The organism is Alistipes intestinihominis, assembly GCF_040095975.1.
Taxonomy (GTDB): domain Bacteria; phylum Bacteroidota; class Bacteroidia; order Bacteroidales; family Rikenellaceae; genus Alistipes; species Alistipes senegalensis.
This window is the reverse complement of sequence record NZ_JBBMFL010000003.1, coordinates 286,250-303,167: the sequence shown is the minus strand read 5'-3', so window position 1 is coordinate 303,167 and position 16,918 is coordinate 286,250. Positions and strand designations below refer to the sequence as shown.

The 16,918-nt window shown below is 61.4% G+C and carries 8 protein-coding genes; 5 read left to right on the top strand and 3 right to left on the bottom strand.

Translation table 11 applies throughout. The features are described from left to right. Window positions 1-24 precede the first annotated feature (24 nt). The 5 genes from WMO46_RS04390 (at window position 25) to WMO46_RS04370 (ending at window position 9,888) form a co-directional block, all read left to right on the top strand. Window positions 25-2,655, top strand: a complete 2,631-nt coding sequence (locus tag WMO46_RS04390; protein ID WP_349093889.1) for a DUF5117 and DUF5118 domain-containing protein — start codon at window positions 25-27, stop codon at window positions 2,653-2,655. Window positions 2,656-2,730: 75 nt separating this feature from the next. Further along, on the top strand, window positions 2,731-6,111 hold the full coding sequence (locus tag WMO46_RS04385; RefSeq protein ID WP_349093888.1) for a SusC/RagA family TonB-linked outer membrane protein: 3,381 nt from the start codon (window positions 2,731-2,733) through the stop codon (window positions 6,109-6,111). Between the two features lie 14 nt (window positions 6,112-6,125). After that, a complete protein-coding gene (locus WMO46_RS04380) occupies window positions 6,126-7,556 on the top strand; it encodes a RagB/SusD family nutrient uptake outer membrane protein (protein ID WP_147513222.1) in 1,431 nt (476 codons plus the stop codon). Window positions 7,557-7,559: 3 nt separating this feature from the next. Beyond that, window positions 7,560-8,273 carry a DUF4843 domain-containing protein gene (locus WMO46_RS04375; RefSeq protein WP_229092034.1) on the top strand — a complete coding sequence of 238 codons (714 nt, stop codon included), beginning with the start codon at window positions 7,560-7,562 and terminating at the stop codon, window positions 8,271-8,273. Between the two features lie 19 nt (window positions 8,274-8,292). Next, a complete protein-coding gene (locus WMO46_RS04370; protein WP_349093887.1) occupies window positions 8,293-9,888 on the top strand; it encodes a PKD-like family lipoprotein in 1,596 nt (531 codons plus the stop codon). Window positions 9,889-10,010: 122 nt separating this feature from the next. Here WMO46_RS04370 and WMO46_RS04365 read toward each other — a convergent pair whose 3' ends face one another. From WMO46_RS04365 to gltB, 3 genes are all read right to left on the bottom strand, one after another. Further along, complete coding sequence (locus tag WMO46_RS04365; RefSeq protein WP_349093886.1) at window positions 10,011-10,880, bottom strand: serine O-acetyltransferase; 870 nt, start codon at window positions 10,878-10,880, stop codon at window positions 10,011-10,013. Next, entirely contained in the window at window positions 10,877-11,836 is a 960-nt protein-coding gene (gene cysK, locus WMO46_RS04360; protein ID WP_349093885.1) for a cysteine synthase A, read from the bottom strand. Before cysK ends, WMO46_RS04365 begins: the two co-directional genes overlap by 4 nt. Before the next feature lie 280 nt (window positions 11,837-12,116). Next, window positions 12,117-16,592, bottom strand: coding sequence for a glutamate synthase large subunit (gene gltB / locus WMO46_RS04355; RefSeq protein WP_302589221.1), 4,476 nt, complete (start codon window positions 16,590-16,592; stop codon window positions 12,117-12,119). Window positions 16,593-16,918: the final 326 nt, after the last annotated feature.

Here is a 16,918-nt window from a genome sequence, read left to right as displayed (position 1 = left end):
TAACCCCAAACAGCGATTCACATTATGAAACGATATCTGATCTGTCTGCTTTCGCTGCTGCTCCTGTCGGGCGCTTCGACGGCGACCTTCGCCAAGGGCAGGAAATCGAAGAAGAAAGCCCAGACGACGACCGCCGCCGCACCCGTCAAAAAGCAGAGCGAATACGACAAGCTCTTCAAGGACAAGAAGGTAAAAACCTCGAAAGGCGGCATCATGACCCTGCACATCGTCGATGACAAACTGCTGGTCGAACTGCCCCTGAAAATGCTCAACCGCGACATGATGCTCATGTCGTCGGTGGCCGAGATCACCGACCACACCGACAGTTACGTCGGCCTCTCGCCGCTGCGGCCGCTGCAAGTCAAGTTCGACACGATCAACCGCACGGTCCTGCTGCGCCGCGACCGCAGCCAGTCGGTCGTGGCCGACAACGGCGAGGAGATCCGCCGCGCCCTGGCCCAAAGCAACATGCCGGCGATCCTCGGGTCGTACAAGATCAAAGCCTTCAACGCCGACTCCACGGCCGTCGTGTTCGACATGACCGACCTGTTCATCGGAGGCGAAAGCCTGCTGACGGCCATCGACCCCCGCTCGGAAACGAAACTCGTGCTGCGCGGCGTCTCCTTCAACCAGAAGAAGGACCGCTCGCTGCTGACCGACGTGGCGGCCTTCGACGACAACGCCACCGTCACCAGCTACATCACCTACGACAGCAAAATCGGCAAGACCTACAACAAGGTGACCACCGCCAAGCTGGTGCGTTCGCTGGCCCTGCTGCCCGAGACGCCGATGCGTCCGCGCCTGGCCGACTTCCGTCTGCCGCTGAACGTGCTGGGCAAGTACAACTACCACTCGGACTACAAGCTGATGAACCCCGTCTATTTCGCCACCCGCTGGCGCATGGAGCCGTCGGACCAGGCGGCCTACGACCGGGGCGAAGCCGTGGAGCCCAAGGCCCCCGTGGTTTTCTACATCGACACGACCTTCACGGCGCAGATGAGCGCCGCCATCACGAAGGGCATCCTCGAATGGAACAAGTGTTTCGAGGCCATCGGCTTCAAGAACGCCATCCGCGTCAGGCCGTTCCCCACGCCCGAAGAGGACCCGCAGTTCAGCCCCCAGAACTTCCGCTACAACTGCATCAACTACGTGCCTTCGCTCACGGGCGACACCCGCGTGCGCACCTACGTCGATCCCCGCAGCGGCGAGATTCTCCGCACGACGGTCATGGTCTGCCACAACATGACGTGGGAGATGCCGTTCGAGATCTTCGTCTTCACGGCGCACGCCGATCCGTCGGTGCGCCAGCGCTACATGCCCGACAGCACGCTCTTCGAACACGTCAAGAACCACTTCACGTGGCTCACCGGCGTTGACTGCTTCGGCATGTCATACAACCTGACCTCGTCGGCGGCCTTCCCCTCGGATTCGCTGCGCCACAACGCCGCCTTCACGCGGAAATACGGCACGACGCCCTCGATGCTCGACATCGCCAAATACAACTTCATCGCGCCGATCGACGCCGTGAAGAAGGGCTTCCGCATCACCCCGACGGGCGTGGGCGAATACGACTACCACGTCGTGAAGTGCCTCTACAAGCCCGTTCCCGAAGCCAAGACCTCCGAGGAGGAGCTCAAGGTGATCGAGAAATGGGTGGACGCCACGGTCGGCAATCCCGTCTACCGCTACGAGAACGCCAAGGACTGCCCCGACTGCGGCGCCAACGACGTGGGCGACGACGACATCAAGAACTTCAAATACGCCCTGGGCAACCTCAGGTACTGCATGGAGAACTTCGACAAGTGGATCTCCGACGAGGACGACCCCGAGTATCTCTACCGCAACGGCATCTACAACTACCTCTACCGCCGCTACAAACAGCTGCTGACCCAGGTGGCCATCACAGCCTACGGCGTGAAGACCTACGAGCGCAAGGCCAACGACCCCGTTCCCAGCTATGAGTTCACGCCCTATGCGGAACAGAAGGAGGCCCTCGACATCCTCTACGCCAACCGCTACATGCCCGACTGGGTGCAGCGCCCCGAGCTGGTGCGCCTGATGGGCATCCAGCGCGAACGCATCGAGGAGCACAAGGACTACCTCAGCCTGCTGATGAACGCCACGGCGACCCGTCTGTTCATCTACGAGGGGCGGGGCAAGGAGCATTTCGACCATGCGCGCTACATCCGCTACATGTTCGACAAACTCTTCGAGAAGACCCGCAAGGGACAGAAGCTCTCCGACGAGGATTTCTACTACCAGACGAACTTCGCCAAGACGATGATGGCCTCGTCGAAAATCGTGGACCGCAACGCCAAGTACCGGAACGGTTCGGCATCGGCGCTCGCGGCGCAGATCGCCGGCGACCCGAAGGTCTTCGATTTCAGCGACCCCGAAGCGTGCATGAAGGCCCTCGACGAGATGCCGCTGCTCTACTCGACGAACGGCGTGGACTTCGGACGCGACGAGGTCGGCGCCCAGTACGGAGCGCTGAAATACTGGCCCGTGATCAACACGCAGTCAACGCGCCAGCTCTACTACGGCATCCTCAAGGAGCTGCGTCAGATCGTGAAACCCCACATCAACAGCAGCGACCGGCGCACCCGCGAACACTACCGGTTCATCTACGAGTCGATCAGCCGGCTCATCGACTAAGACTTTGAAGATCCCCGCCTCCGGGGTTCGAAGGCGGGGATCTTTGATCGTTTCATCTATATAACCCGACAGCGTATGAAGAAATTTTTACCCGAAGCAGGTTTCTCCGGCAGAGTGATGCGGCGGCTGGCCGTGCTGCTGGTGATCTGGACAGCGGGACTGAGCGCCATCCGCGCACAGCAGTCGCAGCAGACGATCGCGGTCAACTTCCGCAACGCCACCGTACAGCAGGTCTTTACCTGGCTGGACAACCACACGCAGTACGACTTCGTCTACAACAATTCGCAGATCGAGTCGCTGCCGCGCGTTTCGATGCAAATGAGCCGCACCACCGTCGTTGACGTGGTGAAACACTGCCTGCGCAACAGCAGCCTCAGCTACCAGATCCGCGGCAACATGGTCGTCATCCGGCCTGCGGACGAGATCAAAAAGGGCACCGAGGAGGCCGTGCAGTTCTCCGGCGTGGTCTACGACGAAAACGGACTGCCGCTGGCCGGCGTGAGCGTCGTGCTCAAACAGGCGAGCCGCGGCGCCGTGACGGGTCCCGACGGCAAATTCACCCTCAAGGCCCGCCGCTCGGACGACATGACCCTTTCGTTCTCGTTCCTGGGCATGAAGAACCAGGAGATCGCCGTTTTCAACAACGGCAAGCAGGTCTTCAAGGAGCTGGACAAGATCAACGTCCACATGGACCCGGCCGTGAGCGAAATCGGCAACGTCGTGGTCACGGGCATCCTGAACATCGCCCAGAAATCGTTCTCCGGATCATCGACCACGATCACCGGCGAACAGCTCAAAACCGTGGCGCCCCAGGGCAACGCCCTGAGCGCCATCCAGATCTTCGAACCTTCGTTCCGCATCGCCGAGAACCTCGACATGGGTTCGAACCCCAACGCCCTGCCGCAGATGTACGTCCGCGGACGCTCGGGCATCGGCACCCCCGCCCTCGACGAGAGCCTCACCTCGGAGCATGCGCTCAAGAACGACCCCAACCAGCCGATCTTCATGCTCGACGGCTATGAGGTGTCGATGGAGAAGATCTACGACCTCGACATCGAGCGCATCGAGACCTACACCATCCTGAAAGACGCCGCCGCAACGGCCATGTACGGTTCGCGCGCGGCCAACGGCGTGGTCGTCATCACGACCAAACCCCTGCCCGCCGGACGCCTGAACGTCACTTACAGCGGCAACTTCACGATCAACGCCCCCGACCTGTCGAGCTACAACCTGATGAACGCCCGCGAGAAACTCGAAGCCGAACGGCTGGCCGGCTACTACGACACGGACGATCCGTCGCAGATCGCCACGAAGCTCAAAGAGTACAACGGCAAGTTGCAGAACATCGAGCGCGGCATCGAAACCGACTGGCTCGCGCTGCCGCTGCGCACGTCGTTCGGCCACAAGCACTCGATCGGCATCGCCGGCGCCTCCGACGCCTTCCGCTACGGACTCGACCTGATGTACGACGACCAGGAGGGCGTGATGAAAGGCCAGAACCGCAAGAAGATGTCGGCGGCGCTCAACCTGCAATACCAGTACAAGGGCCTCACGTTCCGCAACCAGATGACCACCACGCTGGTCAATTCGCAGGAGTCGCCCTACGGCACCTTTTCGGACTACGTGCGCATGAACCCCTACGACACCTATCTCGACGAAAACGGCAACATCGGCATGAACATGGCGACCTGGCACAGCGGCTCGCCCTACCGCAACCCGATGTACGACGCCACGCTGGGCAGTTTCGACAAAGGCAAACGCCACGAATTCTACGACCAGTTCGATGTCCGCTACTACCTCAACAAGAAGATCAATTTCAAAGCCAACGTCGCCCTGGGATATATCGTCAGCGACTCGGACAAGTTCACCGATCCCGCCGCAGCCAAGTTCCAGAGCACCGAGAAAAAAGGCCAGCTGACGACCTCCCGGCAAAAGCAATCGACCTACGACATCTCGCTGAACGGTTATTACAACGACCAGATCGGCCGTCACAACATCAACTTCGTCGTGGGTCTGAACATCCGCGAGGAGAAGACCAACTACGAGGGATTCACTTACAGCGGATTCCCCGAAGGCGGATTCTCGGCCCCGGGTTACGCCAAGGACATCGACACGAAGAGCTACCTCGAAGGCAAGAACCGGTTGTTCGGCGCCCTCGCCGTGCTCAACTACTCGTACAACGACGTGATCTTCGCCGACCTTTCGGGACGTATCGACGGCAGCTCGCAGTTCGGCTCCAACAAACGCTTCGCCCCCTTCTTCTCGACCGGCGCCGGCGTCAACGTCCACAACCTGAAATTCTTCAAGGAGAACACGCCGTGGCTCACGCAGTTCAAGCTGCGCGGAACCTACGGCATGACGGGTAAGGTGTCGTTCCCCTCCTACGCCGCACAGAACAAGTACGAGATGTTCACCGACTGGCAGTATCCGACGGGCGACGGCGTGCAGATCATGTATCTGGGCAACCCCAATCTGAAATGGGAGCGGACGCTCCAGACCGATCTGGGCTTCGAATTCGAGATCCTCAAGGGGCTGTTCTACGCCAAATACAACTACTACATCAAGGACACCCACGACAACATCGCCGACATGTTTATCCCGACCTCGTCGGGCTTCACCTCCTACAAGGAGAACATCGGCCGCATGGAGAACCGCGGACACGAGATCAAGCTCCAGAGCCGCGTCGTCAACACCCGGAACACGATCATCAACCTGATATTCAACGGCGCGTCGAACAAAGGCAAGCTCAAAAAGATCTCCAACTCGCTGAGAGCCTACAACGACCGCGTGAACGAGCACTACAACTCCAACCAGGGCGGCAACGACGTGCAGTCCACCCCGCTGCTACGCTACGTCGAAGGCGGCTCGCTTACGGGCATCTACGCCATGCGCTCGCTGGGCATCGACCCGGCGACGGGCAAGGAACTCTACATGCGCCGGGACGGTTCGACCACCTTCAAATGGGACCCCGCGGAGAATGTGCTGGTCGGCGACACCGAACCCTCGATGAGCGGTTCGTTCGGCCTGAGCGCCTATTGGAAAGGCTTCACGCTCGACACCTACTTCATGTACGAATGGGGCGGACAGCGCTACAACCAGACGCTCCGCACGACGATCGAGATGGCCGACATCCTCAACAGCAACTGCGACCGCCGCGTGCTGAGCGACCGTTGGATCAAACCCGGCGACATCGCCCGCTTCCGCGACATCAAGGACTACAACTCGGTGACGCGCCCCACGTCGCGCCTGGTGCAGAATTACAGCTACCTCAACATGTCGAGCCTCTCGGTGGGCTACGAGTTCAAACGCGACATGATCCGCAAACTGGGCCTCTACCGCCTCAAACTGCAATTCAACTGCCGCGACCTGTTCACCGCCAGCTCGATCCAGGTCGAGCGCGGCCTCTCGTCGCCCTACGCGCGTGCGTTCACCCTTTCCGTCAACGCCTCCTTCTAAAAAATGCGTGAATCATGAAAACAAGAAAGATATATCTCGCTTCGCTTCTCCTCGCCGCAACGATGGCCACGGCCTGCGAGGAGTGGCTGAAAATAGAGCCCGAATACGAAATCACCGATACGGACCTCTACAAGAACACCGCCGGCTACTACAAAGTCGTCAACGGCCTCTACCGCCAGATGTCGGATTTCGCGCTCTACGGCAAGGAACTCTCGTGGGGCATGACCGACGTGTGGGCGCGCTACTACGCCATCGACCCCGCCAGCGACTACAAGTCCTATCCCCAGATGTACGATCTGGAATACGAGGCCAAGGAGGCCGCGTCGCTCGCCTCCGCGGCCTGGGGCGCCGGTTACAAGATCATCGCCCAGGCCAACGACCTGATCGCGCACACCGAGAAGACCGACGACGGATTCTTCACCAACGAAGAGATCGACCGCAATACGATCCTCGGCGAAGCCTACGCCATCCGCGCCATGATGCACTTCGACCTGATGCGCCTGTTCGGGGCGTCGATGGAGGTCGATGCCGACGGACGCTACATCCCCTATGTCGAGACCTATCCTTCGACGGTCAACCCGCCGATCCCGAACCGGGAATTCATGGAAAAGACGATCGGCGACCTGGTGAAGGCCCGCGACCTGCTCAAAACGTTCGACGTTGAGGTCAACCCCTCCTACGCCACGTCCACGGCCTACCGCTTCTTCGGTTCGAGCAACCCCGCGCAGGGCAAATTCTACAACAACCGCGGCACCCGGCTGAACTACTACGCCGTGACGGTGCTGCTGGCCCGCGCCTGCCTCTGGGCCCAGAAGACCGACGATGCGCTGACCTATGCGCAGGAGATCATCGACCTGGTGACCGCCAAGACCTTGCAGTTCTCCACCTCGGGATCGATCCTGAGCGTCCCCAAGATGTTCGACGACCTGCTCTTCGGATTCTATCAGGAGAAACTGACGGAAACGTTCGAGCCTTACGTCAACAATACCAACTCGCGCCGGCTGACTATCGACGACAAGACTTTCTTCACCACGCCGACGAACGACAAGCGTTCGGGTTTCATCAAGACCTCGACCAATTTCCTCACGAAATACACCGTCAACGTCTCCGATGAAAAGGACAAGATCGTCCCGAACATCCGTATCAGCGAGGCTTACTACATCGCCGCCGAATGCCTTTACAAGACCGACATGAAGACGGCCGCCGCCGACCTGATGGTCGTGCGCAAGGCCCGCGGCTACTCGTCGCCCGTGCTTTCGGGCACGATGACCGAAGATGCGTTCTGGGAGGCCCTGACCTACGAATACCGCAAGGAGTTCATCGGCGAGGGGCAGCTCATCTTCTTCTACAAGCGCACCAACCGTCCGATCACCTTCTCCGAAGGCAAATTCGACCACAAGGGCAAACTCACCCTGCCGGTTCCCGACAGCGAAAGCGCGATCTAACCGATGAAACACATGAAAGCAGACACGATGAAAAAGACGACAGCCATACTTGCAGCGGCAGCGGCATTGGCCATGACCGCCTGCAACAAGTCGGAGATTCTCGCTCCGACCGACCAGCGATACATCTACATGTCGTATCCGGAGAGCGGGAATCCGGTTTTCAATTTCTCGTTCATCTCCACGACCAAGGAGACCGTGCAGATCGCCGTGCCGATCAAATTCGCCGGACGGCCGCTGACCGAGGACCTCTCCTACGCCCTGAAGGTCTACCCCGGAGACGAGCAGACGACGCTGAAAGCCAACGAAGAGTACGAACTCCCGGAGCTGGTTTTCCACAAGGAGAGCTTCCTCGACACGATCTTCGTCACGGTCCACAAGACCGCCCGGATGGAGAACGGCACCTACAACCTCAAATTCAGCCTCGAAAGCAACGAGAACTTCTTCGCTACGCAGACCGGATTTCTGGAGGCCGAACTCCGCGTCACGGCGCAGATCGCGCAGCCTTCGTGGTGGAACCAGTCGGTCGTGGATTTCTATCTGGGAACATACAGCGACAAAAAGTTCGGACTGTTCTCGCAGAATATCTTCACGGGCGACTACGGCGAACTGAGCGACAGCGAAAAACGGTTCTATGCGCTCAAATTCAAGTACTGGCTCGCAGAGAATCCCCAGACGGAGGAGGACGGCACACAGATGAAAGTGGCGATCCAGGGTTAACCATTAAAAGAGACAGACTATGAAACGATATCTATTTCTGATTCCGGCCGTCGTGGCGGCGCTGCTGACCGGATGTTACAGCGACGACACGAACACCGACTACAAGACGCTCGACCTGCCGGTGATCGACAACCCGGAAAACGACCTGGCGCTGTTCGTCCCCAACCGGGCCTACAAGATCAAACTCGCCGACCGCTTGCAGATCACGCCCAACGTCGTCTACAAGAACATGAACGACCTCTCGTACCGCTGGGTCATCGACGGCAGGGAGGTAGCCACGACGAAGGATCTCGACTGGGAGTGCGACATGGAAGCCAACCGGGTCTACTGCTATTTCGAGATTCACCGCAACTCCGCGGAAAACTCCACGATCTTCCCTTTCAGCATCGAACTCGATCAGCCTTACGTGACGGGTTACAACCTGTTGGTCGAAAAGGACGGGGCGCTGCGCTACGACTTTATCAGCTATACCGTGGCGGCGCTTTACACATTCGACTACTACGAGAACGGCGCCGGCATCCAGATTCCTTTCACGGGCGACAACCCCCGCTTGCAGGAGTACTGGTCGTGCGAAAAGTCATCCGTCATCGGCAAAGAGATGTTCCTCGACGACGATCCGGAGAACTGCGCCTCGTTCAGCGGCGAAACCCTGCTGCACGAAATGACGCTGAAGCAAGAGTTCCTCAATGAGGAGTTTCCGGAGAACTTCCGGGTGAAGGACTTCATGCACGGCGGCTTCATCAGCTACGTGATGGCCGACGACGGGCGTGTCTTCCAGCGCAAGGGCTCGCGCATCTACTATACGGGACATTTCCTCGACCTGCCGGTGCGTTACGACGGCAAGCAGATCAACGGGGTGAAATTCATCACGGCGCGCTACGCCGAAGGCTACGGTCTGATCTACGACCAGACTGAAAACGGCGGCCGTTTCCTGGTGGCCAATCTCGATTACAGCACCTCCGAGGCGGATTCCGGCGAAAGGGCGGGAAATATCACGGAATTCCCCGACGACAGCGGCATGAGCGGCATCACCGACTACGAGTTCATCGACGGCTGGTTCATCAAGGACGCCAACGTCATGGCCTATCCCCAGCAGTCGGGCGTCATGATGCTGTTCCGCAAGAAGTCCGACGGCAAATATTACACGCGCGAGGTGAAGATCTCCTACACGCCGAGAACCTCGGCCGTAGAGATGTCGGAGGTCTACGAGGAGGTTTACCGCGAACTCCCCGAGTTCGGTCCCGACAGCAAGACGTGCGTCATCCGCATCGACGGCGGCAGCTACTACAAGTCGGGTTACATGTTCTACACCGCGGCGTCGAATCCGCGCAAGGTGCTGGTCAAGGAGCGCACGGCGACGGGAGCTCCCACGGAGTTCCACACGTTCGATCAGGATGTCGTGGCCATTGTCGAAGGTCCGATGAAGAGCAACAACTGCTATATGCTCTTCGCATTGGCCGACGGCACGGTGATGATGTACACCACCTCGAACCGGAGCGTGGGTTCGGGCGTGAACTTCCTCACCTTCGAGGAGGAGCGCGTCATCGAGAAATACCGGATCGACGGCAAAATCCGCTGGGCCGGATTCAAATACGGCAACATCTCGAACTTCTGATCCGCGGGGCATAGCCCTCGGAAAAACGCAATTTCGGGCAGGTACGACGGAGAGTTTTCGCTCTCCGCGGCCTGCCCGAAATATTTTGCCCCCAGGGCCGCCGCTCCCGGCGCCGGGAGGGGTCAGATACCGCCCCCGTCCTCGAAAGTCGAGATGCTCGCACGCCCCTGAACGACCCGCGAATAGGGCGGCAGATCGGTCGTCTGCCAGACGTTGCCGCCGATGACCGAATCGTGGCCGATCCGCACGCGGCCCAGAATCGAAGAGTTGGAATAAACCACCACGCGGTCTTCGAGAATCGGGTGGCGCGGTTCGCGGAGGATGTTGCCCGCGGCGTCGAACTTGAAGCTCTTGGCGCCGAGCGTCACGCCCTGATAGAGCCGCACGTGGTCGCCGATGACGCACGTTTCGCCGATCACGACACCCGTACCGTGGTCGATGCTGAAATATTCGCCGATCTCGGCACCGGGGTGTATGTCGATGCCCGTGGCTGAGTGGGCCGCCTCGGAGATCAGCCGCGGGAGGATCGGCACGCCGAGTTGCAGCAGGGCGTGCGCGAAACGGTAGTGGGTCATGGCGACAAGGGCCGGATAGCAAAGGATCACCTCCTCGTAGCTCGCGGCCGCAGGGTCGCCGTCGAAGACGGCCTTCACGTCGGTTCCGAGCCGGCGGCGCAGTTCGGGCAGCAGCTCCAGCAACTGTCCGGCGACCCGCTCGCCGAACCGCCCGGCGTCCGGATGCTCCCCGCGGCGGAAGATGGCGCAGGCCCGGGCGCTCTGGCGGGCGAGAATGGAGTAGAGGTCGCCGAGGAGCCCGCCGAGCGGTTCCGAGTCGAAATACCCGGCGAAGACCGCCGAGCGGAAAAGCAGCAGGGCACGTTTCAGTTCCGCGGGGTCGATACCCGCCGAAGCGGCCGCAGGGATGTGGGCATCCGGCGCTGCGAGGGCTTCGGCGATCCGCCCGAAGCGCATATCGGAGGATGCGGGGTTCATAGGCGGATATCGGTTTTGTATTCGTCGAAAGCGTACAGCAGGGTCGAAAGATAGCGTTCGCCCGTGTCCGGCAGCAGCACGACGATCGTTTTGCCGCGGTACTCCTCCCGTTTGGCCAGTTGCAGGGCCGCGTATGCGGCGGCTCCGGACGAGATGCCGACCAACAGCCCCTCGCGCGAGGCCAGCAGCCGCGCCGTAACGATGGCTTCGTCGTCGGCGACCGGCACGACGAGATCCACAACCGAGGGATCGTAGTTCCCGGGAACGAAGCCGGCGCCGATACCCTGTATCTTATGGGCCCCCGAGGCTCCGCCCGACAGCACGGGAGAGGAGGCCGGTTCCACGGCCGCAATCCGTACCGCGGGATTCAGCTCTTTGAGCCGGCGGCCTGTGCCGCTGACGGTTCCGCCCGTGCCGACCCCGGCCACGAAAAGGTCGATTCCGCCCTCGGTGTCGCGCCAGATCTCCTCGGCAGTGGTGCGGTAGTGCCGCGCGGGATTGGCAGGGTTCTCGAACTGCTGGAGGATGACCGAGCCGGGAATCTCCTCACGGAGCGCCTGCGCCCGGGCGATGGCCCCCTTCATCCCCTCGGCGCCGGGGGTGAGGACCACCTGCGCGCCGTAGGCCGCCACGAGCCGCCGACGCTCGACGCTCATCGTCTCGGGCATGGTCAGAATCAGCCGGTAGCCCTTCAGGGCGCTGACCAGCGCCAGCCCGACGCCCGTATTTCCGCTCGTGGGTTCGATGATCGTGGCTCCGGGACGGAGTGCGCCGTCGGCTTCGGCCCGCTCGACCATCGCCAGGGCGACGCGGTCCTTCACGCTTCCCGCGGGATTGAACAGTTCGACTTTCGCCACGACCCTCGCCACAGCGCCCGCATCCCGGCCCAGACGCTCCAATTCGACCATCGGCGTATCACCGACAAGTTCCAGAACGGAATTCACAATTTTCTTCATAATTTCCGGTTTTTCTTGAAAAACAAAAAAAGCGGCAGACAAACGTCTGCCGCCGAATCTATAAAACGATAGGAATTACCTCATTGAATCACTTCCTTCACACTTCAACCCTGCCCGGCAGCAGACACGACGAATCGCAACGACAACAGATCGCCGCTGCACAACACATCGTATTTTTTACTGTCAGCATGAAAAACACAGGGTTCAATCGGAAGCAAATATAAATCATTTTTTCGAGAAATCCAATCATTTCTTCTTCGTTCCGGCCCGAAGGCCGCAATCAGCGCTCCTTTCGGCTCTCGAGGTAGTGGCGGTATTCGACCGGAGTCACCTTGATGAACTGGGGCGCATAGCGTTCCCACTCTTCGAGCATCCTGCGTCCTATGAGGCTGTCGGTGTGACGGACGTGCGCCGCGATCAGCCGATGGAGTTCCTCCCGGTCGTCGGCGTTGTCCAGCAGGGTCAGTTCGACCATCTCCATGTTGCAGTAATAGTCGAAATCTCCGCGCGGGTTCCAGACGTAGGCGATGCCGCCGCTCATGCCGGCCGCGAAGTTGCGCCCGGTCTGTCCGAGCACGGCCACGCGGCCCCCGGTCATGTATTCGCAGCCGTGGTCGCCCACGCCCTCGACGACGGCCGTGGCGCCGCTGTTGCGCACGCAGAAGCGTTCGCCGACCCGTCCGTCGATGTAGGCTTCGCCGCCCGTCGCCCCGTAGAGCAGGGTGTTTCCGGCAATGACGTTCCCTTCGGCCGCGAAGCGCGACCCGGCGGGCGGAACGACGACGATCCGGCCGCCGGAGAGGCCCTTGCCGAGATAGTCGTTGGCGTCGCCTTCGAGGCGGAACGAGATTCCCGGCGCGAGGAAGGCCCCGAAACTCTGCCCGGCGCTTCCGCGGAACGTGACCGAAAGCGCCTCGGCCGGAAGGCCCCCGCGTCCGCACTTCCGCGTGACGTATCCGCTGAGCATAGCGCCGACGCTGCGGTCCGTGTTGGCGATCGGGAAGGTCTGCGAAACGCTCTTCCCGTCCCGGAGAATCCGGTCGGCCAGCGGCAGCAGCAGCTGGTCCGGAACCTCGGCCAGCGCGTGTTCCTGCGGCAGGCGGCAGCGGATGTCGGCGTCGCCGGCGGGCCGGTGGAGCAAACGCCGCAGATCGAGCCGTGCGACGGGGCTCTCCGGCGGTGCGGTGCGCTGGCGCAGCAGGTCGCTGCGTCCGATCAGATCGTCGAGACGCTCGTAACCCAGCTCCGCGATGCGGCGGCGGATGTCCTCGGCCAACAACCGGAAGTAGTTGATCAGCCGGTCGGCGGTCCCGGTGAAGCGTTCGCGCAGCTGCGGGTCCTGCGTCGCCACGCCCATCGGACAGGTGTTGGTATGGCACTTGCGCAGCATCCGGCACCCCAGCGCCACGAGCGCCGCCGTGCCGAATCCGTACTCCTCGGCCCCCAGCAGGGCGCTGACCAGCACGTCGCGGGCGCATTTCAGCTGCCCGTCGGCTTGCAGGCGCACCCGGCCGCGAAGCCGGTTGAGGACGAGCGTCTGCTGAATCTCCGCAAGTCCGATCTCGACCGGAACGCCCGCGTATTTCATCGAATCCGCGGGGCTGGCACCCGTACCGCCGTCGCAGCCGCTGATCAGAATCTTGTCGGCCTTCGCCTTGGCAACGCCCGCGGCGATGGTTCCCACGCCGCTCTCGGCCACCAGCTTCACGCTGACGAGCGCTTCGGGATTGACATTCTTCAGGTCGAAGATCAGCTGGGCCAGGTCCTCGATCGAATAGATGTCGTGGTGAGGCGGCGGCGAGATGAGCGTGATGCCGGGAATCGAGTGGCGGGTGCGGGCGATCATCTCATCGACCTTGAAGCCCGGCAGCTGACCTCCCTCGCCCGGCTTCGCGCCCTGGGCGACCTTGATCTGAATCTCGTCGGCATTGACCAGATACTCCGCATCGACGCCGAAACGCCCCGATGCGACCTGCTTCACCGCACTGCGCAGCGACGTGCCGTCGGGAAGCGGGGTGTTGCGGGCGGGGTCCTCGCCCCCTTCGCCGGTGTTGCTCTGACCGCCGATGCGGTTCATCGCGGCCGCGAGCGTCTCGTGGACCTCGCGGCTGATGGCGCCGAACGACATCGCCTCGACGACGAAACGCCGCATGATCGCCTCGGCGGGTTCGACCCGCTCCAGCGGTATCGGGGCCCGGGGGCTGACGATCTCGATCGCATCCCGCAGAAACGCAGGCGTATCGGCGTGCTCGGCGTGGCGGGTGAATTCGGCGAACTTCTCCGGATCGCCCGTCTGCGCCGCGGCCTGGAGCGAGAGCACCGTAGCGGGATTCCAGCCGTGGAACTCGCCGTCGCGGCGGTAGGCATAGCGCCCCACGTTTTCGAGCGGTTCGTCGGCGGCTCCCGGGGCGAATCCCAGCGCGTGCATGGCCGAAGCCTGCCGGGCCACGTCGTCCGGACCGATGCCGCCGATCGACGAGATGCCGCCGCCCATATAACGTCCGAGCAGCTTCTCGCCGACGCCGAGCGGTTCGAACAGCGCGGCGCCCCGGTAGCTGCGGATGGTCGAGATGCCCATCTTGGACATGATTTTCAGCATCCCCTTGTCCACGGCCTTGATGTAATGGCGCTCCGCAGCCTCGAAGTCGAGCTGCAACTCCCCGGAGGCGGTCAGCGCCTTGAGAATGGCGAACGCCATGTAGGGATTGACCCCGCTGGCGCCGTAGCCCATCAGCAGGGCGACGTGCATCGTTTCGCACACCTCGCCGCTCTCGACGATCACGGCGATCTGCGAACGCTTGCGGCGGGATATCAGGTAGTGGTGCACGGCCGACATGGCCAGCAGCGAGGGGATGGCGGCATGCGCGGCATCGACGCCGCGGTCGCTGAGGATCATATAGTTGTATCCGTCGTCCACCGCCTTTTCCGCGGCCCGGCACAGTTCGCCGAGCGCCTTTTCGAGCGCCGCGCCGTCGCCGCCGACCGGGAAGAGCATCGGCAGCGTGATCGTGCGGAATCCCTTGTACTCCAGATGGCGCAGGATGTCCAGATCGCGGTCCGAAATGATCGGCGAGGACATCATCACCACCTTGCACAACTCCGGAGAGGGTTTCAGAATGTTCTTGCGCACGGCGCCGATGTAGCTCGTCAGCGACATGACCAGCTCCTCGCGGATGGAGTCCATAGGCGGGTTGGTGACCTGGGCGAACTGCTGGCGGAAGAAATTGAAGAATCGCTGGGGTTTCCGCGACAGCACGGCGATCGGCGTGTCGTCGCCCATCGAAACCAGCGGTCCGGCCGCAGCCGCAGCCATCGGCCGGATGATGCGGTCGATCTCCTCCCGGTCGTAGCCGAAGGCGCGCAGCAGCTGGGGGTAATTCTCCACCTCGTGCGTCACGCAGCGTCCGCTGGTGATGTTTTTCAGAAGAATGCGGTTGTCGTGCAGCCACTCGTCATAGGGATGTTCGTTGGCCAGCCGGCTCTTTATCTCGTCGTCGAACAGAATCTGCCCCTGCTCGGTATCGACCATGACGATCTTGCCCGGCTCCAGACGCCCTTTCGACTCGATATCGGCGGCCGGAATGTCCAGCACGCCCGTCTCGGAGGCGATGACCATCAGCCCGTCGCGCGTGATGAGATAACGGGCCGGGCGCAGGCCGTTGCGGTCGAGCATGCCGCCCGCATAACGGCCGTCGGAGAAGATGACGGCCGCGGGACCGTCCCAGGGAGCCATGAAGATGGAGTGGTATTCGTAAAAGCTCTTCAGCTTCTTCGAGAGCGGATTCTTCTCGTTGAAGCTCTCCGGAACGAGCATCGCCAGCGCATGCGGCAGCGACATGCCGCCGCGCAGGAAAAATTCGAGCGCATTGTCGAACGACGCGCTGTCGCTCATCCCCGGCTGGATGATCGGCCCGAGGCCGCCCTCCGCATCGCCGGCGAACTCGGGGTGGAGCACCGCCTCGCGCGTCCCCATCCAGAGCCGGTTGCCGCGGATGGTGTTGATCTCGCCGTTGTGCCCGATCAACCGGAAGGGCTGCGCGAGGCTCCACGTCGGGAAGGTATTGGTCGAAAAACGCGAATGCACCAGAGCGATGGCGCTCGAAAAGTAGGGGCTTTGCAGATCGGTGAAGTAGTGGCGCAGCTGGCGGGAGGAGAGCATCCCTTTGTAGACGATCGTCCGGGTCGAGAGACTGACGATGTAGCAGCTCTGCTTGTCGCGGATGGCGGAGCCGGCCAGCCGGAATTCGATCCGCTTGCGGACGATGTAGAGCAACTCTTCGAGCCGCTGGCGGTCGTCGCACCCCACGATGAAGAGTTGCCGGATGACGGGCTCCGTCGCCGCGGCGTCGGCGCCGAGGATCGAACTGTCAACGGGAACGTTGCGCGACGCCGTCAGACGAAGCCCCTGCTCCTCGACGACCTCCGTCACCAGCTGCATGAAAAGCTGCTGGTCGGCGCCGTCGCGCGGCAGGAAGACCATGCCGACGCCGTAACGCCCCTTCTCGGGCACGGGAATGCCGTTCAGCAGAATGAATTCATGGGGTATCTGCACCAGAATACCCGCACCGTCGCCGGTCTTGTTGTCCGAGCCTTCGGCTCCGCGGTGCGCCATATGCTCGAGGACGCACAGCCCCTGTTCGACGACCGAATGGTATTTGTTTCCGTTGATGTTGACGACGAGTCCGACGCCGCAGGCGTCATGCTCGCATTCCGGGCGGTACAATCCTCCGTCCGGCATAGTTTGTTCTCTGTTCATAGGGCAACCTGATCTAACCGCTACAAATATAACGATTTCTGAAAAAAAAGAGCCGTTTCGGCGCATTTGTTTTGAAATTATTTTAATAATGCCTATATTTGCAACGGATACAATACAGCGGCAATCATGCGAAAAACATCTCCGGATACACGCAACGACCGATGGTCGATCACCATCGAATCTGCCGCCTCACGACAGCGCTGACACGACGCCACAGGGAAATCGACCCTCGTGGCGTTTTTCTTTCCGGCTTTTCGCCTGCGGCGGAAAGACCCGGGTCCGCAAATCCGGGATTTCAGGAAATTCCCAAACCCAATCCAATATAT

Coding starts and splice junctions, on each gene's coding strand:
- WMO46_RS04380 (WP_147513222.1), top strand. CDS start 6,126: ATGAAAACAAGAAAGATATATCTCGCTTCGCTTCTCCTCGCCGCAACG.
- WMO46_RS04375 (WP_229092034.1), top strand. CDS start 7,560: ATGAAACACATGAAAGCAGACACGATGAAAAAGACGACAGCCATACTT.
- WMO46_RS04385 (WP_349093888.1), top strand. CDS start 2,731: ATGAAGAAATTTTTACCCGAAGCAGGTTTCTCCGGCAGAGTGATGCGG.
- WMO46_RS04370 (WP_349093887.1), top strand. CDS start 8,293: ATGAAACGATATCTATTTCTGATTCCGGCCGTCGTGGCGGCGCTGCTG.
- WMO46_RS04365 (WP_349093886.1), bottom strand. CDS start 10,880: ATGAACCCCGCATCCTCCGATATGCGCTTCGGGCGGATCGCCGAAGCC.
- gltB (WP_302589221.1), bottom strand. CDS start 16,592: ATGAACAGAGAACAAACTATGCCGGACGGAGGATTGTACCGCCCGGAA.
- cysK (WP_349093885.1), bottom strand. CDS start 11,836: ATGAAGAAAATTGTGAATTCCGTTCTGGAACTTGTCGGTGATACGCCG.
- WMO46_RS04390 (WP_349093889.1), top strand. CDS start 25: ATGAAACGATATCTGATCTGTCTGCTTTCGCTGCTGCTCCTGTCGGGC.